Annotated in this window: 19 protein-coding genes and 1 tRNA gene; 7 read left to right on the plus strand and 13 right to left on the minus strand. The window is 66.6% G+C overall.

Annotated elements, in window-relative coordinates; all coding sequences use genetic code 11:
• Window positions 1-11: 11 nt before the first annotated feature.
• A complete protein-coding gene (locus tag AC07UH_RS14345; protein WP_495180791.1) occupies window positions 12-1,979 on the plus strand; it encodes an OPT family oligopeptide transporter in 1,968 nt (655 codons plus the stop codon).
• Window positions 1,980-2,092: 113 nt separating this feature from the next.
• Window positions 2,093-2,281, plus strand: a complete 189-nt coding sequence (locus AC07UH_RS14350; RefSeq protein WP_038661776.1) for a hypothetical protein — start codon at window positions 2,093-2,095, stop codon at window positions 2,279-2,281.
• A gap of 154 nt (window positions 2,282-2,435) precedes the next feature.
• Here the strand turns inward: AC07UH_RS14350 and AC07UH_RS14355 are convergent, their stop codons facing one another.
• The 3 genes from AC07UH_RS14355 to queF form a co-directional block, all read right to left on the minus strand.
• Window positions 2,436-3,719 carry a glycoside hydrolase family 130 protein gene (locus tag AC07UH_RS14355; RefSeq protein ID WP_495180792.1) on the minus strand — a complete coding sequence of 428 codons (1,284 nt, stop codon included), beginning with the start codon at window positions 3,717-3,719 and terminating at the stop codon, window positions 2,436-2,438.
• 55 nt (window positions 3,720-3,774) lie between these two features.
• The gene (locus tag AC07UH_RS14360; protein WP_495180793.1) at window positions 3,775-6,045 is read right to left on the minus strand and encodes a glycosyltransferase family 4 protein; all 2,271 of its coding nucleotides are present in this window, start codon (window positions 6,043-6,045) and stop codon (window positions 3,775-3,777) included.
• A 123-nt stretch (window positions 6,046-6,168) separates the two neighbouring features.
• Complete coding sequence (queF, locus tag AC07UH_RS14365; protein WP_495180794.1) at window positions 6,169-6,615, minus strand: preQ(1) synthase; 447 nt, start codon at window positions 6,613-6,615, stop codon at window positions 6,169-6,171.
• 29 nt (window positions 6,616-6,644) lie between these two features.
• Here queF and AC07UH_RS14370 point away from each other — a divergent pair, with 29 nt between their 5' ends.
• The 3 genes from AC07UH_RS14370 (at window position 6,645) to metC (ending at window position 10,300) form a co-directional block, all read left to right on the plus strand.
• Window positions 6,645-8,189, plus strand: a complete 1,545-nt coding sequence (locus AC07UH_RS14370) for a cryptochrome/photolyase family protein (protein WP_495180795.1) — start codon at window positions 6,645-6,647, stop codon at window positions 8,187-8,189.
• Between the two features lie 64 nt (window positions 8,190-8,253).
• Window positions 8,254-9,108, plus strand: coding sequence for a 3-mercaptopyruvate sulfurtransferase (sseA, locus tag AC07UH_RS14375; RefSeq protein ID WP_495180796.1), 855 nt, complete (start codon window positions 8,254-8,256; stop codon window positions 9,106-9,108).
• Window positions 9,098-10,300 (plus strand): cystathionine beta-lyase, encoded by a 1,203-nt coding sequence (gene metC / locus AC07UH_RS14380; RefSeq protein ID WP_495180797.1) that lies wholly within the window; start codon window positions 9,098-9,100, stop codon window positions 10,298-10,300. The genes sseA and metC overlap by 11 nt, the downstream gene beginning before the upstream one ends.
• Window positions 10,301-10,447: 147 nt before the next feature.
• On the opposite strand, the gene AC07UH_RS14385 is transcribed toward metC, so the two are convergent.
• The 4 genes from AC07UH_RS14385 to AC07UH_RS14400 are packed head-to-tail and all read right to left on the minus strand — an operon-like array spanning window position 10,448 to window position 15,123.
• Window positions 10,448-10,858, minus strand: a complete 411-nt coding sequence (locus tag AC07UH_RS14385) for a DUF3035 domain-containing protein (RefSeq protein WP_137899769.1) — start codon at window positions 10,856-10,858, stop codon at window positions 10,448-10,450.
• Window positions 10,851-11,360, minus strand: a complete 510-nt coding sequence (gene lspA, locus AC07UH_RS14390; protein WP_038666936.1) for a signal peptidase II — start codon at window positions 11,358-11,360, stop codon at window positions 10,851-10,853. Before lspA ends, AC07UH_RS14385 begins: the two co-directional genes overlap by 8 nt.
• The gene (ileS, locus tag AC07UH_RS14395) at window positions 11,353-14,139 is read right to left on the minus strand and encodes an isoleucine--tRNA ligase (RefSeq protein WP_495180798.1); all 2,787 of its coding nucleotides are present in this window, start codon (window positions 14,137-14,139) and stop codon (window positions 11,353-11,355) included. The genes lspA and ileS overlap by 8 nt, the downstream gene beginning before the upstream one ends.
• Before the next feature lie 57 nt (window positions 14,140-14,196).
• The gene (locus AC07UH_RS14400) at window positions 14,197-15,123 is read right to left on the minus strand and encodes a bifunctional riboflavin kinase/FAD synthetase (RefSeq protein ID WP_495180799.1); all 927 of its coding nucleotides are present in this window, start codon (window positions 15,121-15,123) and stop codon (window positions 14,197-14,199) included.
• 80 nt (window positions 15,124-15,203) lie between these two features.
• Between AC07UH_RS14400 and AC07UH_RS14405 the strand changes: the two genes are divergently transcribed.
• Window positions 15,204-15,860 carry a prolyl hydroxylase family protein gene (locus AC07UH_RS14405; RefSeq protein ID WP_495180800.1) on the plus strand — a complete coding sequence of 219 codons (657 nt, stop codon included), beginning with the start codon at window positions 15,204-15,206 and terminating at the stop codon, window positions 15,858-15,860.
• A 161-nt stretch (window positions 15,861-16,021) separates the two neighbouring features.
• Here the strand turns inward: AC07UH_RS14405 and AC07UH_RS14410 are convergent, their stop codons facing one another.
• From AC07UH_RS14410 to lon, 6 genes are all read right to left on the minus strand, one after another.
• On the minus strand, window positions 16,022-18,865 hold the full coding sequence (locus AC07UH_RS14410) for a TonB-dependent receptor domain-containing protein (protein ID WP_038661808.1): 2,844 nt from the start codon (window positions 18,863-18,865) through the stop codon (window positions 16,022-16,024).
• A 107-nt stretch (window positions 18,866-18,972) separates the two neighbouring features.
• Window positions 18,973-20,604, minus strand: a complete 1,632-nt coding sequence (locus AC07UH_RS14415) for a beta-helix domain-containing protein (RefSeq protein ID WP_495180801.1) — start codon at window positions 20,602-20,604, stop codon at window positions 18,973-18,975.
• Between the two features lie 421 nt (window positions 20,605-21,025).
• Complete coding sequence (locus tag AC07UH_RS14420; protein WP_137899658.1) at window positions 21,026-21,358, minus strand: hypothetical protein; 333 nt, start codon at window positions 21,356-21,358, stop codon at window positions 21,026-21,028.
• A 169-nt stretch (window positions 21,359-21,527) separates the two neighbouring features.
• Window positions 21,528-21,602: transfer RNA gene (locus AC07UH_RS14425), tRNA-Val, on the minus strand.
• Between the two features lie 51 nt (window positions 21,603-21,653).
• Complete coding sequence (locus AC07UH_RS14430) at window positions 21,654-21,926, minus strand: HU family DNA-binding protein (RefSeq protein WP_038661816.1); 273 nt, start codon at window positions 21,924-21,926, stop codon at window positions 21,654-21,656.
• A 151-nt stretch (window positions 21,927-22,077) separates the two neighbouring features.
• Window positions 22,078-24,471, minus strand: a complete 2,394-nt coding sequence (gene lon / locus AC07UH_RS14435) for an endopeptidase La (protein ID WP_495180802.1) — start codon at window positions 24,469-24,471, stop codon at window positions 22,078-22,080.
• Window positions 24,472-24,621: 150 nt separating this feature from the next.
• Between lon and AC07UH_RS14440 the strand changes: the two genes are divergently transcribed.
• Window positions 24,622-26,325, plus strand: a complete 1,704-nt coding sequence (locus tag AC07UH_RS14440; protein WP_495180803.1) for a M1 family metallopeptidase — start codon at window positions 24,622-24,624, stop codon at window positions 26,323-26,325.
• The last annotated feature ends 11 nt before the right edge of the window (window positions 26,326-26,336 follow it).

Raw genomic sequence — 26,336 nt, forward strand, 5'->3', positions numbered from 1 at the left:
GCATTTCCCTGATGGCCACCGCCCCCAGCCCCACCACCCGGCCCGTCGCCGAACTGACCGTCCGCGGCATCCTGCTCGGCGGGCTCATCACCCTGCTGTTCACCGCCGCCAACGTCTATCTCGGGCTGAAGGTGGGGCTGACCTTCGCCACCTCGATCCCCGCGGCGGTGATCTCGATGGCGATCCTGCGCTATCTGCCCGGCGCGACGATCCTCGAGAACAATATCGTCCAGACCGTCGCCTCGGCGGCGGGGACGCTCGCGGCGATCATCTTCGTGCTGCCCGGGCTGGTGATGATCGGCTGGTGGCAGGGCTTTCCCTATCTGCTCACCGCCGGGATCACGATGACCGGCGGCATCCTCGGCGTGATGTTCTCGGTGCCGCTGCGCCGCGCGCTCGTCGTCGATACCGACCTGCCCTATCCCGAAGGCCGTGCCGCGGCCGAGGTACTGATGGTCGGCGCGGGCAGCCGCGCCGGCGAGGCGGAGAGCGGCCGCGGGCTGCGGCTGATCGTCGTCAACGCGCTGGTCTCGGCCGGCTTCGCCGTGCTGACCCAGACCAAATTGGTCGTCGCCGAGGCGGCGCATTTCTTCCGCGCCGGTGCCGGCGCGACCGCGATCTCGGGCGGCCTGTCGTTCGCACTGATCGGCGCGGGGCATCTCGTCGGCCTGTCGGTCGGCCTCGCGATGTTCGCCGGCGTCATCATCGGCTGGTGGATCGCGTTGCCGATCCTCACCGGCCTGTCGCCGGCCGCGGCTGGTGTCGGGATCGAGGCGTGGGTCGGCGGCGTGTTCCGTACCGACGTGCGCTTTCTCGGCGCGGGCGTGATCGGCGTCGCCGCGATCTGGACGCTGCTCAAGATCATCGGGCCGGTGCTCGGCGGCATCCGCTCGTCGATCGCGGCGAGCAAGGCGAAGCGCGGCGGCGCCGTGCTCGAACTGGGCGAGCGCGACCTGTCGATCGGCATCGTCGTCGCGGTGACGCTGGCGACGCTGGTGCCGATCGCCGGGCTGTTGTGGTCGGTGATCGCGGGCGGGCCGCTGCAGGGGTCGGCGCTGGTGCTGATCGCCGGCGCGCTGGTGTTCGTCCTGGTGCTCGGCCTCGTCATCGCCGCGGTGTGCGGCTATATGGCGGGCCTGATCGGCGCGTCGAACAGCCCGGTATCGGGGATCGGCATCCTTTCGGTGCTCGCCGCCAGCCTGATGCTCGTCGGCCTGTTCGGCCGCGCTGCCGGGCCGGATACGACGCAGGCGCTGGTCGCCTATGCGCTGATCGTCACCGGCATCGTCTTCGGCGTCGCGACGATCTCCAACGACAATCTTCAGGACCTCAAGACCGGCCAGCTCGTCGGCGCGACGCCGTGGAAGCAGCAGGTCGCGCTGATCTTCGGCGTCATCTTCGGCAGCCTCGTCGTGCCGCCGGTGCTCGAACTGCTGGCGACGACGCTCGGCTTCCAGGGGGCGCCCGGCGCCGGTCCCAACGCACTCGCCGCACCGCAGGCGGCGCTGATCTCCGCACTCGCCAAGGGCGTGCTCGGCGGCGATCTCAACTGGGCGATGATCGGCTATGGCGCATTGGTCGGCGTCGGCGTGATCCTGCTCGACGAGACGCTGGGGCGGCTCGGCAAGCTGCGGCTGCCGCCGCTCGGCATCGGCCTCGGCGTCTATCTGCCGATGGCGGTGACACTGCCCGTGGTGATCGGTGCGGTGATCGGCGCTTTTTACGATCGCTGGGCGGAGCGGACGCCGGACGTCGAGCTCGCCAAGCGTATGGGGGTGCTGACCGCCACCGGCATGATCGTCGGCGAGAGCCTGTGGGGCGTCGGCTTCGCGGTCATCGTCTACGCCACCAATTCCGACGCACCGCTGGCGATCGCGCCGGCAGGGTTCGGGACGGTGGCGCTGATCGGCGGGACGATCGCCTTCCTCGCGCTGATCGCCGGTCTGTACCGTTACACGCGGCGATCCGTCGCCGCCTAAATGCGGCCAAGCGTTGGAACGCGGCGCACGATCGGCCGTTGAACACGGCGAACCCGGTGATCACCCTGCCATCCCCCCCGGCCGGTGATTGCCGGGTTTTCCGTTAGCGTATCATGGGGTTCGTCGTGACATCGTCAGCACAAGAGAAGCGCGACCGACTGGCGAGGGTAAGCGAGGCGCTCAATTCCAGCGTCGCCGTGCCGACTGATACCTTCATCACCGACGATATTCCGCTGCTGCTGACCAAGCTCTCGCAGATCCCGGCCAAGCGGGGTGAAAAGCGTAGCGACGGCGCGGACTGAACGGCCACGTCCCACAGCTCAAATGTCATCCTCGCGAAGGCGGGGATCCATAGACGCTGACGTAGCGGATCAATCTCAACCCTGCGCGTCTGGATCCCCGCCTTCGCAGGGATGACGAAAATTTGGGATGCCCCCCACAGTAGAGGGCCATCCCTCACACCATCGCGGCGAGCATGTCCTTGATCTTGACGAAGGCGAAGCCGACCGAACTGTCGGCGATGCCATAAGGCAGGAACAGCGTGTCGCCGTGCTTGATAGCGCCGCAGCTGTAGACGACGTTGGGCACATAGCCCTCGCGGTCCTGATCCTTGGCGGCGAGGATCGGCTCGCGCGTGCGGCCGAGCACCTTCGACGGATCGTTCTTGTCGAGCAGCGCCGCGCCGATCGAATATTTGCGCATCGCGCCGACGCCGTGGGTCAGCAGCAGCCAGCCCTCGTCGAGCTCGATCGGCGGACCGCAATTGCCGATCTGCACCAGCTCCCATGGGAAGACGGGGGTCAGGATCTTCTCGCCCTCGTCCCAATGCTCGAGACTGTCCGACTTGAGCAGGAACAGATTCTCGCCGTCCTGCCGGCCGATCATCATATACTGGCCAGCGACCTTGCGCGGGAACAGCGCCATGCCCTTGTTGCGCGCCGCCGGCCCCGACATCGGCACGAGGTCGAAGGCGCGGAAGTCGCGCGTGCGCAACAGCTCGGACTGGATCACCGAGCCGTTATAGGCGGTATAGGTGCCGATCCATTCGTAGCTGCCGTCCTCGTGCTGGAAATGCACGATGCGCAGGTCCTCGAGCCCCTTGGACTGCGCCTGGGTGATCGGGAAGATTACGGTGCCCGACAGCGTCGAATCGCGATGCCGCCACACGGTGACCGGCCCCTCGGGAATCTCGTCCTCGCCGGCACCGACGACGTCGGTCGCGGTGGCGAAGGGCGGCTCGGGCGCCAGTTTCAGCTCGTTGCCGCTGGTGATGATCCCCTCGCGGAAGGCGACCGAGGAGATATGCCCCTCGCCCACCGAGCGCAGGCTCATCAGGATGCGCATCGATCCCTCGGGCATGCCCGTCTGGTCGAAATGCGGTACCGCGCTGGGATTCATCAGCGCCGCCGCGGCATAGCTGTATTCGTGGCAGAAATAGGCGCCGATCAGCTGACGCTTCTCGTCGCTGATCTCGGCACCGTCGAGGCCGAGCAGATCCTCGATCTCGTCGTAGCGCGTCATGAAGACGCGGCGCGTCTGCCAATGGCGCGCCTCGAAATCCTTGAGCACGGTCTCGAGCTGCTCGCGCGCCTCTTCCGGCGACATTTCGAGCACTTCACCGACCAGACGCTCGGTCCGGTTGGGTGGGCCGCCCTTGCCGCCCCACGCGATGTGGAACGGCCGAACGACGACACGGGACGGATCGGCATGGAGCCGCAAGCGGTGGGTGAACAGGTCCATCGCGATTGTTAAGCCTCGCCGGTCGGGTCGTTGACTGAGCCGCCGCCCGAACCGATCAGGCGACGCGGGTCGTCCCTGCCACGCCTTGGACCGACTTTGAAAGCCCCGAAATCGCGCAACTCGCCAGTTGGAGCGCCAAAATCGACTCGGCACCCTGATTGCGGTTGAGACCGGTCGGCATCAACCCGTCGAAACAGCCACCGTCCGCCGGACTGGCGAGCGGCAGGTCGAGATCGTTCTGGCCGAGATACCAGGCATAGGCCCGCTCCGCCTCCGCTACCCAGCGCGTATCCCCGGTCGCATGCCAGGCTGCCAGACAGGCATCCACGGTCGCCTGCGCTTCCAGCGGCTGCTGGTCGAATTGCAGCGGCTCGGCATAGGGCCGGCCGAAGCTCTCGGTGCCGACGGCACGGAAACGCCCCTCGGGCGAGGTCTGCCTGCCGACGATCCAGTCGAGCGTCTCCAGTCCGCAATCGATCAGGTCCTGCCGTTCCAGCGCCTGCCCGGCGACGATCAGCGCCTGCGGCAGACGGGCGTTGTCATAAGCGAGGACGATCTCGAACCACTTCCATTCCGGCCGGCGTGCCTCGGCCAGTAGAGCGAGGTGATCGTCCGGAAAGCGTTCGAGGATCGAGCGCGCCAGATCATGGCCGGGCGACGCCTCGAGCATCGCCGCCGCGCCCAGCATCGCGAACGACTGCGCGCGCAGCGAACCCAGATCGAGCGCCAGGCTGGCGGTCGCGTCGAACATGTTGCGCGCCCAGTCGCGGTGCTTGGCGTCCTTGCCGTCGCGCGCGGTGACGCCGAGCGCCCAGATGGCGCGGCCGTTCGAATCCTCGGACCCCACGTCCTCGCACCACGACCGGTCGAAGTTCATGAAATTGCGGAACCGGCGCTCATCGGGATTCCACGCATATTGCACGAACGACGCGTAGATCGTCGTCCATTTGTCGCGCTCGACCGGATCGATGTCATCCATCGCGCTCATCAGCATCAGCGCGCGGGCATTGTCGTCGATGCAATAGCCGTGACGGCGATCGGGCACCGAATAGATCGAATGCTGCAACATGCCGGTCGCGTCGCTCATCCGCTCGACCGCGGCGAAATTGGGCTTCAAGGCGCGCACGCCCTGCTGGACCTGCGCCAGACGCCGGGGCCGCGCGGCGACCGCCACCTCGGTCTCGTGCAGCGTCGCTTCGGCGAGGCGCGGCCAGATCATCGTCCGGCCGCGATCATAGGCCCGCTGCGCCAGCCGCGTGCGATCGCGCGCGCTCGACAGCAAGCGGTCGATCTCGCGCGCGAAGGCGGCGACATCGCGGAAGTCAACGAGCACGCCATGGCCGTCGGCGAGGATCTCCGTCGCATGAACATAAGGGGTGGAGATCACCGCCTTGCCGACGCCGACCGCATAGGACAGCGTCCCGGAGGTGATCTGCGCCGGGTTCAGATAAGGCGTCGCATAAATGTCGGCGGCCTGGAGATAATCGATCAACTCGTCATGTTCGACGAACGCGTCGATGAACGCGACATTGTCGCCGACGCCATGCTCTTCCGCCAGCGCCTTCAGACGATCGCGATAGGCCTCGCCCTCATGCGCGACGAGATTGGGATGGGTCGCGCCGAGCACGACATACAGCAGATTCGGGTGCCGCGCCGTGACGGCGGGCAGCGCATCGATGATCGTCTCGATCCCCTTGTTGGGGGCGAGCAGTCCGAAAGTCAGCACCACGTCACGACCCTGCCAGCCGAAGCGCGGCTTCAGCGTCTCGGGATCGACGAAGAGGCGATCGGGCACGCCATGCGGGATCATCGCAATCTGCCGCGGCGCCGCACCATAGACGCGGCGCAGGATGTCGCGGCCACGCTCGGCCATCACCACCACCTTGGCGGCGCGGCGCAGCAGGCCTTCGAGCACGCGACGCTCGTCGGCATTGGGCTTCTCAAGCACGGTATGCAGTGTGACGATCACCGGCAGCGTCGTCCGGTCGAGCAGCGCCAGCAGATATTCACCGGCGGGACCGCCGTAGATGCCATATTCGTGCTGCACCCAGATCGCCTGCGCGCCACTTGCCTCGATCGTGCGCGCGGTCGACAGATAGGCGGACAGGTCGGTCTGCGGGATCGTGCCGGTCACCGCGGGCGGATAGTCGTAGCGCCCGGGATGATCGTCCATCGCATAGACGTCGACGTGCACGTCCGGGAACCGGTCGCGCATCGCCTGATAGACGTCCGTCGTGAAGGTGGCCAAACCGCACTGGCGGGGCAGGAAATTGCCGATCATCGCCAGATGCCGGATTGTCTCTCCGTTAGCCGCAGTCGGTCCCATGCCTGTTCCTTCGCTGTTGCAACATTACGGCTGTACCGCAAACCTTGCCTGCAGATGAACACGCTCGGGCGGCAAAGGTTGCAGTGATGTTGCACCGCAACCCGGATATTGGATTAATTTTGATCAACCCCTGCCGCGATACGGCTGCACGCCCTGGTCGGGCAGCCACAGGTCGGACGGGGGCGGTCCGGACTGCCAGAAGACGTCGATCGGGATGCCGCCGCGCGGATACCAATAGCCGCCGATCCGTAGCCATTGCGGCTTCATCTCGTCGAACAGGCGCTGGCCGATTCCGACGGTGCAATCCTCGTGGAAGCCGGCGTGGTTGCGGAACGAGCCGAGGAACAGCTTGAGCGACTTGGATTCAACGATCGTCTCGCCGGGCGCATAGTCGATGACCAGATGCGCGAAGTCGGGCTGGCCGGTCACCGGACACAGCGAGGTGAATTCCGGCACGGCGAACCGGACGAGATAGGTCGTCCCGGCACGCGGATTGGGAACATAATCGAGCACCGCTTCGTCGGGAGAGGCGGGCAGCTGGCTGGCTTGGCCGAGGTGCATTGGGGTCATGCCCCGCCATGTAGGATGTCGATCCCGATATGAAAACGCTGGTTCCGGTGCTGGGCGACCAGCTCAGCCTGTCCCTCTCCTCGCTGCGCGGCGCCGATCCGGCCGAAACGATCGTGCTGATGATGGAGGTGGGCGACGAGACGACCTATGTCCGCCACCACAAGCAGAAGATCGCCTATATCCTGTCGGCGATGCGCCACCATGCCGCGGCGCTGGCCGACGCCGGCTGGACGGTCGATTACGTCCGGCTCGACGACCCCGACAACAGCGGCAGCTTCACCGGCGAGATCGCCCGTGCCGTCCAGCGTCACGCCCCGGAGCGGATCGTCGTCACCGAGGCCGGCGAATGGCGCGTCGTCGCGATGATCGACTCGTGGGAAACGGTCTTCGGCATCCCCGTCGAGATCCGCAGCGACGACCGTTTCGTCTGCGACCATGCCGAGTTTGAAGCTTGGGCGAAGGACCGCCAGCAACTGACGATGGAATTCTTCTACCGCGTCATGCGCCGCAAGACCGGGCTGCTGATGGACGGCAAGCAGCCTGCGGGCGAGCGCTGGAATTTCGACAAGGAAAACCGCAAGCCGGCGAAGAACGACCTGTTCATGCCGCGGCCGCACGCCTTCGCCCCCGACGCGGTCACGCAGGAGGTGCTGGCGCTGGTCGCCGAGCGGTTCGCGGATCATCCCGGCACGCTCGACGGCTTCGCTTATGCGGTGACCGCGGCGGATGCCGAGAAACAGGCCGCCTATTTCTTCGAAAAGGCGTTGCCGCAATTCGGCGATTACGAGGACGCCATGCTGACCGGCGAGCGCTATCTGTGGCACTCGATCCTGTCGCCCTACATCAATTCCGGGCTGCTCGACCCGCTCGACCTGTGCCGGCGCGCCGAGGCGGAATATCGCGCCGGCCGCGCGCCGCTCAATTCGGTCGAGGGCTATGTCCGCCAGATCATCGGCTGGCGCGAATATATGCGCGGCATCTACTGGCGCGAGGGGCCGGACTACGTCGAGCGCAACTTCCTCGATCATCACCGCAAATTGCCCGGCTGGTATTGGACCGGCGAGACCGACATGCACTGCCTCAAGGAAGCGATCGGCCAGACGCTCGCCACCGCGCACGCGCATCACATCCAGCGGCTGATGGTAACCGGCAATTTCGCGCTGCTGATCGGCGCCGATCCGGCCGAAGTCCATCGCTGGTATCTCGAAGTCTATATCGACGCGTATGAATGGGTCGAGCTGCCCAATACGCTCGGCATGAGCCAGTTCGGCGACGGCGGGCTGCTCGGCTCGAAGCCCTATATCTCGTCGGGCGCCTATATCGACCGGATGAGCGACTATTGCGGCAAATGCCGCTACGAGGTGAAGCAGCGCGTCGGCGAAAACGCCTGTCCGTACAATGCGCTATACTGGGATTTCCTCGTCCGCCACGAGGACAAGCTGGGCAGCAACATGCGGCTGCGCATGCCATATAGTACGTGGGCGAAGCAATCCGCGCAATCTCAAAAGGATACACGCGCGCAAGCCGCAACATTCTTGCAGGCCCTCGACACGGCCGGTGAAGACGGCTATTGACGATGCCGGGCACTCCTCCCCAGTCGTTGGCCCGACTAACACGTGTGAACGTATGGAGAGAGTGATGGACGCGTTGGTGACCACCGAATGGCTGGCCGGGGAACTCGGTGCGAGCGATCTCAGGATCGTCGATGCCACCTATGTCGATGCGGCGCTCGGCCGCGACGTCGCTGCCGACTATGAGGCGGCGCATATCCCCGGCGCCGTGTTCCTGAACCTCGGCGAGCTGCGCGATACCGACAATCCGCTGCCGATGATGCTGCCGAGCGCGGAGAAGTTCGCCAGCCGCATGCAGAGCCTCGGGCTCGGCGACGGCAGCCGCATCGTGCTCTACGACGATTCGCCCTGGCATACCGCGGCGCGGGCGTGGTGGATGCTGCGCACCTTCGGCGCACATGACGTCGCGATCCTCGACGGCGGCCTCGCCAAATGGCGCGCCGAGGGGCGCGAGACGGCGAGCGGCAAGGAAACGCTGCGCCACCGCCACTTCACCGTCTGGGCGGATCACAAGGGCGTCCGCACGCTCGACCAGATGAAGGCCAATCTCGCCAGCGGCGACGAACAGGTGGTCGATGCCCGCTCGGCGGCGCGCTTCACCGGCGAAGAACCCGATCCGCGTCCGGCGACGCACGCCGGTCATATCCCCGGCTCGAAGAACCTGCCCTATACCGGTCTCTTCAACCCCGACGGCACGTGGAAGCGGGGCGATGCGCTCACGACGGCGTTCGCGCAGGCGGGGGTCGATCTCGACCGGCCGATCGCATTGACCTGCGGCTCCGGGATCACCGCATCGACGCTCGCTTTCGGTCTGCACTTGCTCGGCAAGGACGCCGCGCTCTACGATGGCAGCTGGTCGGAATGGGGAGCGGATCGCTCGACGCCCAAGGCCATGGGAGCCAAGGAAACCGTTGACGGATGACACCACGACCGGCCGGCCTTTGGGGGACGCGACCCGCGTCGTCCAGGCCGGCCGGCGCTCCGAATGGACGCAAGGCATCGTCAACACGCCGGTCTGGCGTGCCTCGACGATCCTCTACGACAGCATCGCCGATCTGCGCGCCAATGCCCGGCCCGACACGCATCACCGCCTCTATTACGGCCGTCGCGGCACGCCGACGCAATGGAGCCTCGCCGACGCGCTGACCGCGCTGGAGCCGGGGGCGGAGGCGACCTTCCTCTACCCGTCTGGTGTCGCGGCTATCGCGGCGGCGTTGCTGTCGGTGCTGTCGCCCGGCGACGAACTGCTGCTGGTCGACAGCGCCTATGACCCGACGCGCGGCCAGGCGATGCAGTTGCTCAAGCGCTTCGGGATCACGACGCGCTTCTACGACCCGCTGATCGGCGCGGGGATCGAGGCGCTGATCGGCCCGGCGACCAAGGCGATCTTCCTCGAAAGCCCGGGCAGCCTGACCTTCGAGGTGCAGGACGTGCCGGCGATCGTCGCGGTCGCCAAGGCCCACGGGCTGACGACGCTGCTCGACAACACCTGGGCGACGCCGCTGTTCTTCCGGGCGATCGAGAAGGGCATCGACCTCACCATCCTCGCCGCGACCAAATATGTCGTCGGCCATTCCGACGCGATGCTCGGCGCGGTGACCGCGGCGCCGGGCCATTTTGCGCGGCTGCGCGATACGAGCTATCAGCTCGGGCAGGTCGCCTCGCCCGACGACAGCTGGCTCGGCAGCCGCGGCTTGCGGACGATGGCGGTACGGCTCGCGCAGCACCAGCGCAGCGCGCTGGAGATCGCGCACTGGCTGGCCGAACGGCCCGAAGTGGCGCAGGTGCTCCACCCAGCCCTGCCCTCCTGCCCCGGCCACGATCTGTGGGTGCGCGACTTCAAGGGATCGAGCGGGCTGTTCTCGTTCGTCCTGAACGGCGGCGGCGAGACTGCACGTGCGGCGCTGATCGATGCGCTCGAGTTGTTCGGAATCGGCTATAGCTGGGGCGGGTTCGAGAGCCTCGCCATCCCCGCCGATCCGGCGCGGATCAGGACCGCGGCGCCGCGGGACTATGCCGGACCGATGGTGCGGTTGCAGATCGGACTCGAGGATCCGGCCGACCTGATCGCCGATCTGGAGCGGGGATTGGCGGCGTTCCGGGCAAAAGCTTAAATTCCTCCCCCGCCAGGGGGAGGTGGCGCCGCGAAGCGGTGACGGAGGGGGAGGATATGGCGAACCTCGCCGTATGCGGAGACGCCCCCTCCACCATTCGCTGACGCGAATGGTCCCCCTCCCCCGCTAAAGCGAGGGAGGACTTGATTACTGCGCCGATGCCTTGGCGTCCTGTCCGTCACCTTCCGGCGCCGCGACGATGTCGCGTGTCGTCGCGCCCTTGTCGACGACGTTGGTCGCGGGGTCGCCGACCGACGAGCGGATGCCGGTGTCGGCCGCGTCGCCACCGGCCTGGTTGACGACGCCATTCTCCGCCGCGCTGCGCTGCGTGTTGCCGCCAAACAAGGCGTCGAGCGTCTGCGCCTGCGAGGCATTGTCCTGCGGGCGGGCGGCGCCGGGCTGCGGCGGGACCAGCGAATAATCGGGCGGGATCACCAGCGGCGCCTGCCGCGCGACGGCGAATTCGTCTGGCCGGGCGCGATCATAGCCGCGCTTGCCGCAGCCCGAGAGGAGGACGACGCAGGCGAGGCCGGCGAGAATCGGAACTGACTTACGCATGGGGATTCTCCGAGGGGATGTCGCGCTTGTCGCGCATCAGGAGCGCGCGGACAAGCAGCACCAGCACGCCGAGGGTGATCGCCGCATCCGCGACGTTGAACACGAGGAACGGCCGCCAGTCGCCGAAATGCAGATCGGCGAAGTCGACGACATAGCCGAAGCGCACGCGGTCGACGATATTGCCGAGCGCACCGCCCAGGATCGCGCCGAGCGCCATCTGGTCGGCGCGATGCGGCTCGCGCGTCATCCACACCGCCACCGCTACCGCGATCGCGCCAGTCATCGCGACCAGCGCCCAGCGCATCGTATTCGTGTCGGCGTGGAGCAGCCCCAGCGAGATGCCGTGGTTGGCGACGAAGCGCAGGTTGAAGAACGGCGTGATCGTCCGCTCCGCGGTCAGCTCGTCGAGCTGCAACACGTCGGTGATCGTCACCTTCGTCACCTGATCGACGACGAACAGCAATGCCGCGGTCAGCAGCCCGGCGATCGGGGCCTTACGCATGGGCGACGACATCCTCGCAGCGCGCGCACAGATCGCCGTCCACGGTCACTTCGGGCAGATGGCGCCAGCAGCGGCCGCATTTGCGATAGTCGGTGCGCGTCACCGCCACCTCCTCGCCGGCGTCGACCTTCGCGACGATGAACGTCTCGGCCAGCGCCTCGGCCGACAGCGGCAGCTCGGGCACCGTCACCTCCGCCTCGAGGCTGGAGCGCACCGTCTTCTCGCGACGCAGCGGCTCGATCGCCTCGGTCACGCTGGTGCGCAGCCGGCGCACGTCGGCCCAGTCGGTACCAAGCGGCTGGTCGCCGGGCAGCGCCGGCAGTTCGGGCCATTCGAGGAAATGCACCGAACCGTCCTCGCTCGGGAATCGCGCCTGCCACACTTCTTCCGCGGTGAAGCAGAGGATCGGCGCGGCATAGCGCACCAGCGCGTGGAACAGCGTGTCGAGCACGGTGCGATAGGCGCGCCGCTTCGGATCGCCCGGCGCGTCGCAATAGAGCGAGTCCTTGCGGATATCGAAGAAGAAGGCCGACAGATCCTCGTTGGCGAAGTCGGTCAGGCGGCGCAGATAGCGGTTCAGCTCATAGCCGTCCGCCGCCTCGCGCAGGTCCATGTCGAGCTGGCCCAGCGAGGTGAGCACGTAGCGTTCCAGCTCGGGCATCGCCTCGACCTCGACCCGCTCGCTCTCGTCGAACCCGTCAAGTGCGCCGAGCAGATAGCGGAAGGTGTTGCGCAGCTTGCGATAGCCGTCGGAGGCGGTGCCGAGCACTTCCTTACCGATTCGCACGTCGTCGAAATAATCGGTCGAGGCGACCCACATGCGGAGGATGTCCGCCCCGCTCTCGCCGATCACCTTGAGCGGATCGACGACATTGCCGAGGCTCTTCGACATCTTGCGCCCCTGCCCGTCGAGCGCGAAGCCATGGGTCAGCACCGCATCGTACGGCGCGCGGCCGCGCGTGCCGCAGCTTTCGAGCAGCGACGACTGGAACCAGCCGCGATGCTGGTCGCTGCCCTCGAGATACAGATTGGCGCGGACGTCCTCGCCATAGCGCGCCTCGACGGTGAAGACATGCGTCGAGCCGCTGTCGAACCAGACGTCGAGGATGTCGTTCTGCGGCGTGTAATCGGCGAGATCATAATCCGGCCCGAGCAACGTCTGGTGATCCGCGGTGAACCACGCATCGGCACCGCCGTCGCGGAAGGCGGCGACGATCCGCGCATTGACCGCGGCATCGTTGAGATAGTCCCCGGTCTCGCGATGCACGTAGAGTGCGATCGGCACGCCCCATGCCCGCTGGCGGCTGATCACCCAGTCGGGCCGCCCCTCGACCATCGAGCGGATGCGGTTCTGCGAGCGCGCCGGCACCCAGCGGGTGTGCTCGATCGCGTCGAGCGCAGTCTCGCGCAGCGTCGCGCCGTTCGACGCACCCTCGCCGCCGTTGAGGATCGGCCGGTCCATCGGGATGAACCATTGCGGCGTCGCGCGGAAGATCACCTTCGCCTTCGACCGCCACGAATGCGGATAACTGTGCGCGAAATCGTCCGACGCGGCGAGCAGCGCGCCGACCGCGCGCAGGTCCGAACAGATCGGGCCGTCGGCGCCGACGAACTTCTTGTTGATGACGCTGCCCTGCCCGCCGAGCCACGCCCAGTCGGGCCGGTAGAAGCCGGCGCCATCCACGGCGAAGACCGGTTCCAGTCCATGGGCCTTGCAGAGCAGGAAGTCGTCCTCGCCATGATCGGGCGCCATGTGGACGAGGCCGGTACCGGCGTCGCTGGTGACGAAATCGCCCGACAGGAACGGCCGCGGCCGCGCGAAGAAGCCGCCGAGCGCATGCATCGGGTGACGTGCGGTCGCGCCCTCCAAGGCGCTGCCCTTGACCAGAGCGATCACGGTTTCGAGTGCGATGCCGGTGCGCTTGCCGAACGCCGGCACGACGTTCTCCTCGACGAGGAACCGCCGGCCGCCGCTTTCGAACAACACGTAGTCGAGCGCCGGATTATAGGCGAGCGCCTGGTTGACGGGAATCGTCCACGGCGTCGTCGTCCAGATCACCGCGGTCGCACCGACCAGCAATTCGCCCTCGGGCGCGGTGGCGATCTCGAAGCCGACGTCGATCTGCGTCGAGACGACATCCTCATATTCGACCTCGGCCTCGGCGAGCGCGGTCTTCTCGACCGGCGACCACATCACCGGCTTGGCGCCGCGATAGAGCTGGCCGCTCTCGGCGAATTTGAGCAACTCGCCGACGATCGCCGCCTCGGCGTCGTAGTTCATCGTCAGATAGGGATTGGTCCAGTCGCCCATCACGCCCAGCCGCTGGAACTGGTCGCGCTGCACGCCGACCCAGCGATCCGCATAGGCGCGGCATTCGGCGCGGAACTGCGCGACCGGCACCTCGTCCTTGTTCTGCTTCTTGGCGCGATACGCCTCCTCGACCTTCCACTCGATCGGCAGGCCGTGGCAGTCCCAGCCGGGAACGTAGGGCGCGTCCTTGCCCATCAGCGACTGGCTGCGGACGATGATGTCCTTCAGCACCTTGTTCATCGCATGGCCCATATGGATGTCGCCATTGGCATAGGGCGGGCCATCGTGGAGGATGAACAGCTCGCGCCCCTTACGCTGCTCGCGCAACCGGTCGTAGACGCCGATCCGCGCCCAGCGATCGAGGATCGCCGGCTCCTTGGCGGCGAGGCCCGCCTTCATCGGGAAATCGGTCTTCGGCAGGAAGACGGTGTCGCGCCAATCTTTCGGCGTGTCGGGGGCGTCGGTCATATGTCTGGCGGTCTTATCGTGAGTGTCGGTCAGCACAAAGCGCATAAACGAGATGGGTTAAGCATCGAGCAACACCCGGGCCCGCGCGCAATCGCGCTCCATCTGCGCGGTCAGCGCATCGAGGCCGTCGAATTTCGCCTCGGGCCGCAGATAGTCGATCAGCGCCACCTCGATCGATTGCCCGTACAGGTCGCCGGAGAAATCGAAGAAATAGGGTTCGAGCAATTCCTTGGGCGGATCGAAGGTCGGCCGGATGCCGAGGTTCGCCGCGCCCTTGAGCACGCGCCCGCCGGCCAGCCGCGCGGTCACCGCATAGATGCCGTAGGCGGGGCGCAGATATTTGCCCATGTCGACATTGGCGGTGGGATAGCCGATCGTGCGGCCGAGCTTGTCGCCGTGCTGCACCAGCCCCTCGATCGCAAACGGGCGGGTGAGCAGCCGCGCCGCGCCGCGCGGGTCGCCGTCGCACAGCAAGCTGCGGATGCGGGTCGACGACACCGGCTCGCCGTCGAGCGTCACCGCCCCGACCGTCTCCGCGACGAAGCCATGCGCGCGGCCGCGCTCGGCGAGCAGGCGGACGTCACCGCTCTTGCGATGACCGAAGGTGAAATCCTCCCCCGTGACCACCCCGGCAACGGCGAGATTGACGTGCAGCCGCTCGGCGATGAACGCTTCGGCAGACAGTGCGGCGAGCGCCGCATCGAAGGGGAAGACGACCATCGCATCGACACCCGCCGCGGCGAACAGCCGTTCGCGCTGGTCGAGCGTGGTCAGCCGGAACGGCGGCGCGTCGGGGCGGAAGTGGCGCACCGGGTGCGGATCGAAGGTCGCGACCAGCGCGGGACGCCCCTCGGCACGCGCGCGCGCCACCGCCCGCCCGACCACCGCCTGGTGTCCGAGGTGAAAGCCATCGAAATTGCCGAGCGCGACGATCCCGCCCGCCAGATGCGACGGCACCGCCGAGCCACCGTCCAGCCGCTCCATCGCCGCGGCCTTAGGACGCGCGCCGCCACGGAGCAACAGGCGGCTGGCGACATAGGCTGACGCTATAGTAAGATCGTGGCATGACCACCCTCCCCTCCCTCGGCAACGGCCTGACGCCGGAGCCGATCGTCGCCCGCATCCTGTCGCAAGCCGGCGTGCAGAAGGTGCCGAGTCCCAAGCTCGACCTGTTCATCGCCCGCGGCTTCATCGGACCGGTGCTGTGCGACGCGCTGATCGAGCGGATCGACGCGGTGCGCCGCCCCTCGACGATCGCCGACCCCAATGGCGATTCCGCCTTTCGCACCAGCGAGACCGGCGACCTGTCGGCCGATGACCCGGTGGTGCAGGCGGTCGAGGCGCGGCTGGCCGCGTTCACCGGCCTCGACCCCGCGCACGGCGAGCCGTTGCAGGGCCAGCGCTATGCGGTCGGGCAGGAATTCAAGGGCCATACCGACTATTTCGAGCCGCAGGGCGCCGACTTCGACCGCTATTGCTCGGTGGCGGGCAACCGGACGTGGACGGTGATGGTCTATCTCAACACGCCCGAGGCGGGCGGCGCGACGCGCTTCAAGGCGGCCGACAAGATCATCCAGCCGGAAACCGGCAAGCTGGTCGCGTGGAACAACCGCCGGCCCGACGGCTCGCTCAACCCGGCGACGCTGCATCAGGGGATGAAGGTGCGCGAAGGGGTGAAATACGTCATCACCAAATGGTATCGCGAACGGGTGTGGGCGTGATCCCAATTCCTCCCCCGCTAGGGGGAGGTGGCAGTGCGCAGCACTGACGGAGGGGGAGGATGGGGCGGGAGCCCTGTTACGAGCCTCCCGCCCCATCCTCCCCCTCCACCACTCGGTTAACGCCGAGCTGTCCCCTCCCCCTTGCGGGGGAGGATTTTCAATCAGAACGTCGCGCTCACGCCCAGGCTGAACACGCGGCCGAGGTTATACCGGTTGATATACACCTCGTTGCCGTTGGCGAAGGTCTGGCTCTCGCGATAGCGGGTGCGGGTCAGGTTGCGCGCCTCGGCCTTGATCTCGAACTTGCCGCCCATCAACTCGACGCCTTGCCGTGCGACGAGATCGAGGCGGATGCCGGGATGCTCGACGATGTCGGGTTGGAAACCGGTGCCGCCCAGCAGCGACGGACCGCGATTGGTCACGCGCTTGCTCGCATAGTTGAACAGCAAGGTGATCTGCGACAGCGCCGCGCTGTCCTCGATGCCGAGTTGCAGATTGACGAGGTGGTCCGACTGCCCCGTCAGCGGCGCACCGTCGCGGAACAGCGACGAGGCCGGTGCGAAGCCGACCGCGCAATTGCCCACCGCCTGCGTCGACGAGGCGACCGAGGGCGCGCAATTGCTGTCCGCGGTGATCTTCGACTTGGTATAGGTGTAATTGGCGACGAGCAGCGCGCGCCGCGTCGCGAAGAAGTCGCTGCCGAACACGTCGGCGAGCGGGAAATACTTCTGCAGCTCGACCTCGCCGCCGTACAGCGTCGCCTTGGGCAGATAGGTGAAGCCGGTCTGCAATCGGTCGTCGGCGCCGGTGTAGAAGCCGACCTGCTCGATCGGATTGTCGATCCGCTTGTAGAAGCCCGCCAGCGTGAAGCGCTGGTCGCGCTTGAAGAACCATTCGTAGCGCGCCTCGAGATTGTAGAGCTTCGAATCGCGCAGCAATGGATTGCCGAAGAACAGGCGATCCGAATCGGGATCGCGGAACTGCTGCGGCGCGAGCTCGCGGAACTGCGGCCGCGAGATCGTCTTGGCGGCGCTGGCGCGCAGCTGCATGTCGGCGGCGAAATTCCAGGTCAGCGTCGATGCCGGCAGGAAGTAATCGTTCTTCAGCCGCGCGAGGCCGGTGGTGACGCCGAACGGCGTGACCCGCTCGTCGCCGCGTTCGTAGCGCACGCCGATCACCGCGCGCAGCCCGTCGAACGCCTCGCCCTCGGCCTGCACGTAGCCCGCGTGGACGTCGAGGGTGGCGTCGTAGCGATAGGCGCCCGCCGCGGTGTTGAACTGCAACTGGATCGTGCAGGGCGCGGTATTGGCGGTCGACGGACAGGCGTTGTTGAGCACGTCGGGGCTCAGCAGATAGTCAGGCCGCAGCAGATTATAGGGATAGCCCGGCGCGGTGCCGCCGCCGTTCGACGTCTGATAATTGAACTGCAGGCGCGACGAGGTGCGGTCGGTGCCCTGGTAGAAATAACCCGCCGACAGCGTGATCGGGCGATCGCCGTCGATCTTGTACGACGTGTCCGCCTGACCGGTCCAAAGGTTCTCGTTCAGCTCGCTGAAGATGATCGAGGCGAAGGGGGTGAAGCGCTGCGTCACCTGATAGGCGCCGTTGCACTGGAAGCCGCCCGCCTGTTGCGCGCCGTCGCTGGTGATCGGCAGACCGGTGGTGGTGGTCGCCGAGCAGAGGTAGTCGAACTGCCGCTCGTAGGGTGCGTTGCGCTTCGAATTGGCATAGGCGCCGCGCACGTCGAGCTTCAGCGCGTCGGTCAGCTTGAACTCGCCGACCAGCTGCGTCTCGATCAGCTGGCGTTCGAACCAGTTGGTGTTCTGCTGGAAACGCAGCCCGCTGGCGTTGTTGTACAGCGTCGCCGCCGAGCCGCGCCCCTGCTTCAGCGTGTCGTGGATGTAGACGTTGGTCCAGCGCAGCGTATTCTCGCCGAACTCCAGCCCGACGCCGATCAGCGCATTGGCGACGATGCGATTGTCGGTCAGCAGGGTGCTGAAATCGTTGCGCAGCGTGCCGTCGGCCGAGACGCTGTCCTGCTGGTTGGCGAAGCGGGTGCGGAAGGTGTTGCTGGCGCTCAGCGAGGCGATCACGCCGAGCCGCGACGAACCGATGTCGTAGACCGAGCCGCCGCTGATCTCGCCCGACCAATTGGCCGGCAGCTGGTTGTTGCGCTGGAGCAAAGTGGTCGAGGCGTTGGACAGCTGCGCGACCTGCGCGGCGGGGATGATGCCGCTGCCATTGGGCGCGTTCTTGATGAACGCCGGCACCTTGCGCGTGCCGTCGTCATAGCCGATCCAGTCGGCGTCGCCGCCGGCATAGGTATAGCCCAGCTCGCTGGTCGTCGCGTCGTCGGCGGCGATGGTCGCGCCGAACGAGACGAAATTCTTGTCGGGGATCGCCTTGGTGGTCAGGTTGATGACGCCGCCGCCGAACTCGCCGGGATAATTGACCGAATAGGTCTTCTGGACCAGCGCCGAACCGACGATCGTCGTCGGGAAGATGTCGAGCGGCACCGAGCGGCGCAGCGGTTCGGGGCTCGGCAGCGGCGAGCCGTTTAGCAGCGACGAGGAGTACCGATCGCCGAGGCCGCGAACGTAGACGAAGCCGCCGCCGACCACCGACAGGCCGGTGACGCGGGTCAGCGCGCCGGCGATGTCGCCTTCGCCGGTCCGCGCGATATCGGCGCTCGACAGCACCGAGACGATCTGCGGCGTCGAGCGGACGACGTTGGGGATGTTGCGGCCGACGACGACGATGTCCTCGACATCGCCGTTCATGCCCGGCGCGGACACTTCGACCGGCGCCTCCTGCTGGTCGGTGGAGGTCGGCGCCGCGGTCTGCGGATCGGTCGCGCCGCCGGGGCTCGACGTCGCGGGGGTCGAGGTCTGCGCCGGCGGCGGGGCCGGCGCGGCGGTGCCGCCCGCGGTCTGCGCGAGAACCGCCGGCGCCACGAGGGTGGAGGACATCAGTAGAAGGGTGGCGAAAGCGAGCCGCTGCGGCATGACCGTCAATCCCGGATCAGGAGTCTGGATACAGGTGTCCGCAGGTGACGGGATCGCCACCTGCGGCATCGATGCTGGGATGGGGCGCCGTCAGGCACCCCATGGCCTCAGCGGCCCTGGCAGGCGAAATAGACCGAGTTGAACGACGGCGGCCCGAAGTCCTGCAACGCCGAGTCGGCGGGACGGACCGTGCTGCGGCCGCCGCTGGTCTGTTCGCCGGCGATGATGTTGACGCAGGCGACGTTGTTCACCGTCTTCACCACGCCGTTGACGAAGCGCATGTCGGAGCCGCCACGCTGGCGGATCGCGGCGGGCGCCAGCGCCGTCTGGATGAAGGTGAAATTGGCGTAGGTCGCGAAGGTGCGCGGCAGCAGGTCCTCGGCGTTGTTCGAGTCGATCTCGGTCGAGAAGCTGTCGACGGTCGCGCCGCTGGTCCGTTGCGCCGCGATCATGAACTGGATGAAGCCGCGATAGCCGTTGTCGATATCGAAGCCGTCGTCGTCGGCGCCGGTGATCGCGATATATTTCAGGTTGCTGGTGCCGCCGAAAATCTCGATGCCGTCATCCGCCGAATTGTGGCTCTGGATATGGTCCAGCGTCGTGCCCGAGCCGGTCGCGCCGAGGGTCAGGCCCTGCAGCTCGTTGCCGTCGCTGATCGCGATGCCCGAATAGCGGATCTGGACGTAGGACATCGTGCCGCTCGAATCGGCGGTGTCGGTGCCGCCGTAGAAGCGGCCGGTGACGCCCTCGATCGCGAGCTGGCACGGCGTCGCGTTGCTGCCGCCGCTGCCGGTGGCGCAGACCGCGGTCGGTGCGCGGCCGAGCAGGATGATGCCGCCCCAATGGCCCTGGCTGGTCTCCGATTCGCCGGTCGCCGAGCTGACGTTCTGCTGCGAGGTGAAGATGATCGGCGCGCTGGCGGTACCGATCGCGTTGAGCTTCGATCCGCGGTTGATCAGCAGCAGGTCGTTGGTCGATTCATTGGCGTTGGCGAAGACGGTGACGCCCGGTTCGACGGTCAGCGTCACGCCGGTGCCGCCGCTCGCGCCGAGATCGGTGCCGACCTCGGTCTGGCCGGTGAAGCGATAGGCGATGCCGGCGATGCGCGGCAGCGTCAGGCTGGTGGTGATCGCCTGCGGGATGTCGCAGACCTTGAAGCCGCCGATCGTCGCCGCGGTGGCGGTGTTCGCCGCACCGCTCGCGGTGGTGGTGCCGGTCGGGCAGGCCGCGCCGCTCGCCAGCGTACCGATCGCCGGCACCGCCGTGCAGCGCGCACCGCTGCCGCCGAACTCCGCTGCGGTCGAATTGCAGGTCCAGCCCTGGAAGCTGGTATCGCTCGGCCCGCTCAGCGCACCGACGTAATTCGTCCGGGTGAAGAAGGCGTTGATCGCCGACGGATCGGCCGCCGTGGTCAGCGAGGTCGCGGAGGTCGGATAGACGCCGTTGAGCGTCGAGCCGGTGCCGTTGACGTTGTTGTTGCTGCCCGCGTTGACGATCGCGAGCTGCTCGTCCGCGGTGATCGTGATGCTGTTGACGGTCGTCGCTGCGGCGAATTGCGCGGCGGTGATCGCCGAGGGGGTCGGCGTCGGGGTGGGCGCGGTCGGCGTCGGCGTCGGGCTGACGATGACGACGCTGCCCGCACCCGGCGAGGCGACGCTGTCGGCACCGCCGCAGCCGGCGAGCGCCAGGCACGCGGTTGAGGCCATGAGGATTGCGCCGATGCGCGTGTGGCTCGCCATGATCGAAAGCTCCCGGTCGTAGTCGTTGTGACGGCCGGCCGAGGCTCCCCCTTCGACCGTTCCCTGGAGCCCCGGTACGAGCGGTAAATGACTCCTGAATGAGATTCAGGAGACGTTTTGGTGACGATGATGTGACGAGTTTGTTACGGCAGCGGCTGGGGGACAGCGCGGCGCATGGGACGCAAGCCACTGAATGCCAGTGAAACTCCTCCCCCGCCAGGGGGAGGTGGCAGGTCGGAGGCCTGACGGAGGGGGAGGATACGGTAAACGTGGCCTATGCGGAAACGCCCCCTCCACCACCCGCTGACGCGGGCGCCCCCCCACCCCCGCTAAAGCGAGGGAGGAATTCGCCCCCTGCCCCCAAACGCAAAACGGGCGCCCTCCTTCCGGAGGACGCCCGCCACGCATCAAGCCGGGAAGCTTACTTCTTGCCTTCCGTCACGCCGATCGCGGGGACCGAGACGGTTTCCTTCTCGGTCTTGACCTTGGGCACTTCGACCGTGGTTTCCTTGGTGCCGACGACGACCTTCTTCGAATCGAGATCCACCGCCGGCAGCGAGCCGCCCTTGGCGCTGACGTCGACGGTCGGCAGCGAGCCCTTCTTGGTGACGTCCGCGCTCCAGAAGCCGGTCAGGAACAGCAGAGCGACGATGATGATCGCCACCACGGCCACGATCGCCAGCACACGGCCCGCGCCGCCGCGGCGCTCGACGATGACGCGGTCGCCGTTACGGTCGGTCGTATAGTCTACCATGATCTCTCTCCCTTTGAACTGAAGAGCTTAATCCGGAGATCGGGCGATTGTTCCCGATCCGCAACGACCAAAGCGAGGACCGGACTGCCCCACGCCCGGCGCGCCGGCCGCGACGCATCGTCGCCAGAAACCAAAAAGCCCGCCGATCATGCGATCGGACGGGCTGATATGGTGGGCGCGACAGGGATTGAACCTGTGACCCCACCCGTGTGAAGGGTGTGCTCTACCGCTGAGCTACGCGCCCGAAACTTGTCGGAGGCGGGCCTTTACGGGCAGCCGCCGCCGCTGTCCAGTCTCAGTTCACCGAATCTTTAAGCCCCTTGCCGGCCTTGAACTTGGGCTGGTTGGACGCCTTGATCGTCATCGGCTCCAGCGTGCGGGGATTGCGGCCCTGCGACGCCTTGCGCTTGGAGACGGAGAAGGTGCCGAACCCCACCAGACGAACCTCGTCGCCCTTCTTCAAGCTGTCGGTGATCGCATCGAAGACCGCTTCCACCGCCTTGATCGCATCGCCCTTGGCGAGCCCCGAGGTGTCCGCGACCGTCGCGATCAGCTCTTGCTTGTTCATGGAATACTGCCCCCTTCGAACCCTAAGAAGAATCATTGCCAAGCCAGAACGACCAATAAGGCCGCCCCGACCGGCAGAGTCAATCGATACCGTTGCGCTCTGTAAGGCGCAGCGGTTTCAAAACGTTAACGACGGCCTAGCCGCCCTTGGGTCAGTGATGCAACTCACCGCCCGCAGGCGCAACCCCCGCCGGGGGCAATGCGGCGAGTTCATCGGCATCCGTCCACTCGATCGCCGACAGCGGTTCGGTCAGCGCCAGCTTGAGCACCTCGTCGACATGCGCGACCGGCACGATGGTCAGCCCGTCCTTAATGTTCTGCGGAATGTCGGCGAGATCCTTTTCGTTCTCCTGCGGGATCAGCACCGTGGTGATGCCGCCGCGCAGCGCCGCGAGCAGCTTCTCCTTGAGCCCGCCGATCGGCAGCACGCGGCCACGCAAAGTGACCTCACCGGTCATCGCGACATCCTTCTTCACCGCCACGCCGGTCAGCGTCGAGACGATCGAGACGACCAGACCGATACCCGCCGACGGACCGTCCTTCGGCACCGCCCCCTCGGGCAGATGGATATGGATATCCTTGCGGTGGAACAGCGACGGCTTGATGCCATAGCTCGGGCTGCGCGCCTGGACGAAGCTGAAGGCGGCCTGCACCGATTCCTTCATCACGTCGCCCAGCGTGCCCGTCGTCTTGACCGCGCCCTTGCCCGGCACGGTGACGCTCTCGATCGTCAGCAATTCGCCGCCGACCTCAGTCCAGGCAAGGCCGGTGACCGCACCGATCTGATGCTCGGTCTCGCCGAGCCCGTGGCGGAACTTCTGCACGCCCGCAAACTCGCCGAGATTGTCGGGCGTCACCGTGACGCTCGTCACCTTGCCTTCGAGGATCTGGCGCAGCGCCTTGCGCGCCAGCCGCGCGATCTCGCGTTCCAGCGTGCGTACGCCCGCCTCGCGCGTGTATTTCTGGATCAGCGCGCGCAGGCCGTCGTCGGTCAGCGTGAATTCGCCCGGCTTCAGGCCGTGCGCCTCGATCTGCTTCTCGATCAGATGGCCCTTGGCGATCTCGACCTTCTCGTCCTCGGTATAGCCTTCGAGGCGGATGATCTCCATCCGGTCGAGCAGCGGCTGCGGCAGGTTGAGCGTGTTGGCGGTGCAGACGAACATCACGTCGGACAGATCGATGTCGATCTCGAGATAATGGTCGTTGAACTTGCCGTTCTGCTCGGGGTCGAGCACCTCGAGCAGCGCCGACGCCGGATCGCCGCGGAAATCCTGGCCGAGCTTGTCGATCTCGTCGAGCAGGAACAGCGGGTTGGACGTGCCGGCTTTCTTGAGGTTGGTGACAATCTTGCCGGGCAGCGAGCCAATATAGGTACGGCGATGGCCGCGGATTTCGGCTTCGTCGCGCACGCCGCCCAGGCTCTGGCGGATGAACTCGCGCCCGGTCGCCTTGGCGATCGACTTGCCGAGGCTGGTCTTGCCGACGCCCGGCGGGCCGACGAGGCACAGGATCGGCCCCTTCAGCTTGTTGGTGCGCGCCTGCACGCCGAGATATTCGACGATCCGGTCCTTGACCTTCTCCAGCGCATAATGGTCCTCGTCCAGCACCGCCTGCGCCGCGGCGATATCCTTCTTGATCTTGGACTTCTTGCCCCAGGGCAGGCCGAGCAGCACGTCGAGGTAATTGCGCACGACGGTCGCCTCGGCGCTCATCGGCGCCATGGTCTTGAGCTTCTTCAGCTCCGACGTCGCCTTGCTGCGCGCCTCCTTGCTGAGTTTCAGCGTCGCGATCTTCTGCGTCAGCTCGGCGATCTCGTCGCCGTCGCTTTCGTCGTCGCTATTGCCCAGCTCGCGCTGGATCGCCTTCAGCTGCTCATTGAGATAATATTCGCGCTGCGTCTTCTCCATCTGGCGCTTGACGCGGCTCTTGATCTTCTTCTCGACGTGCAGGACGCCGAGCTCGCCTTCCATCAGCGCATAGGCCATTTCCAGCCGCTTGACGGGATCGAGCTCGACCAGCAGCGCCTGCTTGTCGGCGACCTTGACCTGCACGTTGGCCATGATCGCGTCGCCGAGCTTCGACGCCTTCGTGATCTCGCCGAGCTGCTGTGCGGTCTCGGCCGGCAGCTTCTTGTTGAGCTTGGCATAGGTTTCGAACTGCTCGACCGCCGAGCGCATCAGCGCCTCGACCTCGATACCCTCCGCCTCGCGCTCCTCGAGCATCTCGACGGTCGATTGCAGAAAGCCGTCGCCCTCCGACAGCTCGCCCAGGCGACCACGCGCCTTGCCCTCGACCAGCACGCGCACGGTGCCGTCGGGCAGCTTCAGCAATTGCAGCACGGTCGCGGTGACGCCGACCTCGTACAGGTCCTCGCGGCCGGGATCGTCCTCGGCGGGGTCGAGCTGCGCGACGAGGAAGATCTCCTTGTCCGCGCCCATCGCCGCTTCCAGCGCGGCGACCGATTTGTCGCGTCCGACGAACAGCGGCACGATCATGTGCGGGAACACGACGATGTCGCGCAGCGGCAGAACGGGGAATGTGATCATGGATACTCCGGTGCCACCTCGAACGGGGTGGCTTTGATACACTATATGGGGATCGGGGCGTATCCATCAATCGTCGCGCTCACGGCACGGCAGGTCTTGTCATCCTTCCGCCGAGCGCCGAAACCCGCCGCTTCCATCCGGGAGTACAGAATGCCGCTACGCCTGCCGTTCGCCGCCCTATTGCTGCTGTCGGCCAGCGCTTATGCCGCCGAACCGGGCAAGCCGTCGCTCAGCGCACAGACCGCCGCCTCGGGCGGGCCGCTCGACGCCGCGCAGAAGAAGGTGACGTTCGACACCGCCGACCTGCAGTTCGAGGTCGATCCCGAGCGCGAGGTGATCAACGCCACCGCGACGCTCGTCTTCACCGCCAAGGAGCGGATCGACCGGCTGGTGGTCGATCTCGACAAGAATTTCACCGTCACCGCAGTGACCGTCGACGGCGTCGATTCGGCGGGGTTCAGCAACCCCGAAGGCCGGATGACGATCAAATTGGTCAAGAAGGCCGCCAAGGACGCCAAGCTCACCGTCAAGATCACCTATGGCGGCCGCCCGCATACCGCGGTGCGCGCGCCGTGGGATGGCGGCTTCGTGTGGGCCAAGACGCCCGACGGCAGTCCGTGGATCGCCACCGCGGTGCAGGGCGAGGGCTGCGACCTGTTCTGGCCGTGCATCGATTATCCGACCTACGAGCCGCAGAAGGTGACGCTGCACATCACCGTGCCCAAGGGGCTGAAGGCGCCGTCGAACGGCAAGTTGCTCGGCGTCGACCATCTCGACGACGGCCGCAGCACCTGGAACTGGGAGGTCGCGCACCCCAACCCCTATACGATCGCGCTTAACGTCGGCCCGTATGAGGAGCTGACCGGCACCTACAAGAGCAAATACGGCAACGAGATACCGATGTATTATTGGTATCTGCCCGGCGAGAAGGAGAAAGCGGAGAAGCTGTTCGCCGAATTCGCGCCGACGCTCGACTTCTACGAAAGCGTCGTCGGCCCCTACCCCTGGGCAAACGAGAAGGTCGGCGTCGTCGAGACCCCGCACAAGGGCATGGAGCACCAGACGATCAACGCCTACGGCAACGACTATGCCAAGGCGCCCGAGGGTTTCGACTGGCTGTTCCAGCACGAATTCGGCCACGAATGGTTCGCCAACCAGATGACCGCGCCCAATTGGGACGACTTCTGGATGCACGAGGGCTTCACCGAATATATGCAGCCGCTCTACGGCCGCTGGCGCGACGGCGACGCGCGCTACGCGGCGATGATGCTCGACATGCGGCCGAAGATTCTCAACCAGTCGGCGCTGGTCGCCGGCAAGCCGCAGACCGCCGACGACGTCTACAAGACCGCGCCGGGCCGCGGCGGCGACATCTATTACAAGGGCGCGTGGGTACTCCACACGCTGCGCAACGCGATCGGCGACAAGCAATTCGACGAGATCCTGCGCTGGACCGTCTACGGCCGCGCCGATCCCGCTCCGGGCAATTTCCAGCCCGTGTTCCGCACGACGCCCGAGTTCATCGGCTACGTCAAGCAGGTGACGGGGCAGGATTGGCAGTGGTTCTTCGACGTCTATCTCTACCAGGCGGCGCTGCCCAAGCTGACCGCGACGCGCAATGCGACGCAGCTCACGCTGAAATGGACCTCGGCGACCAACAAGCCCTTCCCGCTGCCGGTCGAGGTGTCGGTCGACGACGTCGTCCAGAAGGTGGCGATGACCGGAGGCGTCGCAACGATCACCGTGCCGGCGGGCGCGCACGTCGTCGTCGATCCGATGGCACGCGTGCTCAAGCAGGACGACGCGATCGACGCCTATCAGGCGTGGAAGGCCGCGCAGCCCAAACCCAAGTGACCGAGGAGCCT

Source organism: Sphingomonas sp. GW821-FHT04B01, assembly GCF_059420425.1.

Excerpts from the sequence above, each read along its gene's own strand:
- AC07UH_RS14370 (WP_495180795.1), top strand. The coding sequence starts at position 6,645 with ATGAAAACGCTGGTTCCGGTGCTGGGCGACCAGCTCAGCCTGTCCCTC.
- AC07UH_RS14360 (WP_495180793.1), bottom strand. The coding sequence starts at position 6,045 with ATGGGACCGACTGCGGCTAACGGAGAGACAATCCGGCATCTGGCGATG.
- AC07UH_RS14355 (WP_495180792.1), bottom strand. The coding sequence starts at position 3,719 with ATGGACCTGTTCACCCACCGCTTGCGGCTCCATGCCGATCCGTCCCGT.
- ileS (WP_495180798.1), bottom strand. The coding sequence starts at position 14,139 with ATGACCGACGCCCCCGACACGCCGAAAGATTGGCGCGACACCGTCTTC.
- AC07UH_RS14440 (WP_495180803.1), top strand. The coding sequence starts at position 24,622 with ATGCCGCTACGCCTGCCGTTCGCCGCCCTATTGCTGCTGTCGGCCAGC.
- AC07UH_RS14400 (WP_495180799.1), bottom strand. The coding sequence starts at position 15,123 with ATGGAGCGGCTGGACGGTGGCTCGGCGGTGCCGTCGCATCTGGCGGGC.
- AC07UH_RS14430 (WP_038661816.1), bottom strand. The coding sequence starts at position 21,926 with ATGAACAAGCAAGAGCTGATCGCGACGGTCGCGGACACCTCGGGGCTC.
- AC07UH_RS14410 (WP_038661808.1), bottom strand. The coding sequence starts at position 18,865 with ATGCCGCAGCGGCTCGCTTTCGCCACCCTTCTACTGATGTCCTCCACC.
- lspA (WP_038666936.1), bottom strand. The coding sequence starts at position 11,360 with ATGCGTAAGGCCCCGATCGCCGGGCTGCTGACCGCGGCATTGCTGTTC.
- sseA (WP_495180796.1), top strand. The coding sequence starts at position 8,254 with ATGGACGCGTTGGTGACCACCGAATGGCTGGCCGGGGAACTCGGTGCG.
- AC07UH_RS14385 (WP_137899769.1), bottom strand. The coding sequence starts at position 10,858 with ATGCGTAAGTCAGTTCCGATTCTCGCCGGCCTCGCCTGCGTCGTCCTC.
- AC07UH_RS14350 (WP_038661776.1), top strand. The coding sequence starts at position 2,093 with ATGGGGTTCGTCGTGACATCGTCAGCACAAGAGAAGCGCGACCGACTG.
- AC07UH_RS14405 (WP_495180800.1), top strand. The coding sequence starts at position 15,204 with ATGACCACCCTCCCCTCCCTCGGCAACGGCCTGACGCCGGAGCCGATC.
- AC07UH_RS14415 (WP_495180801.1), bottom strand. The coding sequence starts at position 20,604 with ATGGCGAGCCACACGCGCATCGGCGCAATCCTCATGGCCTCAACCGCG.
- AC07UH_RS14345 (WP_495180791.1), top strand. The coding sequence starts at position 12 with ATGGCCACCGCCCCCAGCCCCACCACCCGGCCCGTCGCCGAACTGACC.
- queF (WP_495180794.1), bottom strand. The coding sequence starts at position 6,615 with ATGACCCCAATGCACCTCGGCCAAGCCAGCCAGCTGCCCGCCTCTCCC.
- AC07UH_RS14420 (WP_137899658.1), bottom strand. The coding sequence starts at position 21,358 with ATGGTAGACTATACGACCGACCGTAACGGCGACCGCGTCATCGTCGAG.
- lon (WP_495180802.1), bottom strand. The coding sequence starts at position 24,471 with ATGATCACATTCCCCGTTCTGCCGCTGCGCGACATCGTCGTGTTCCCG.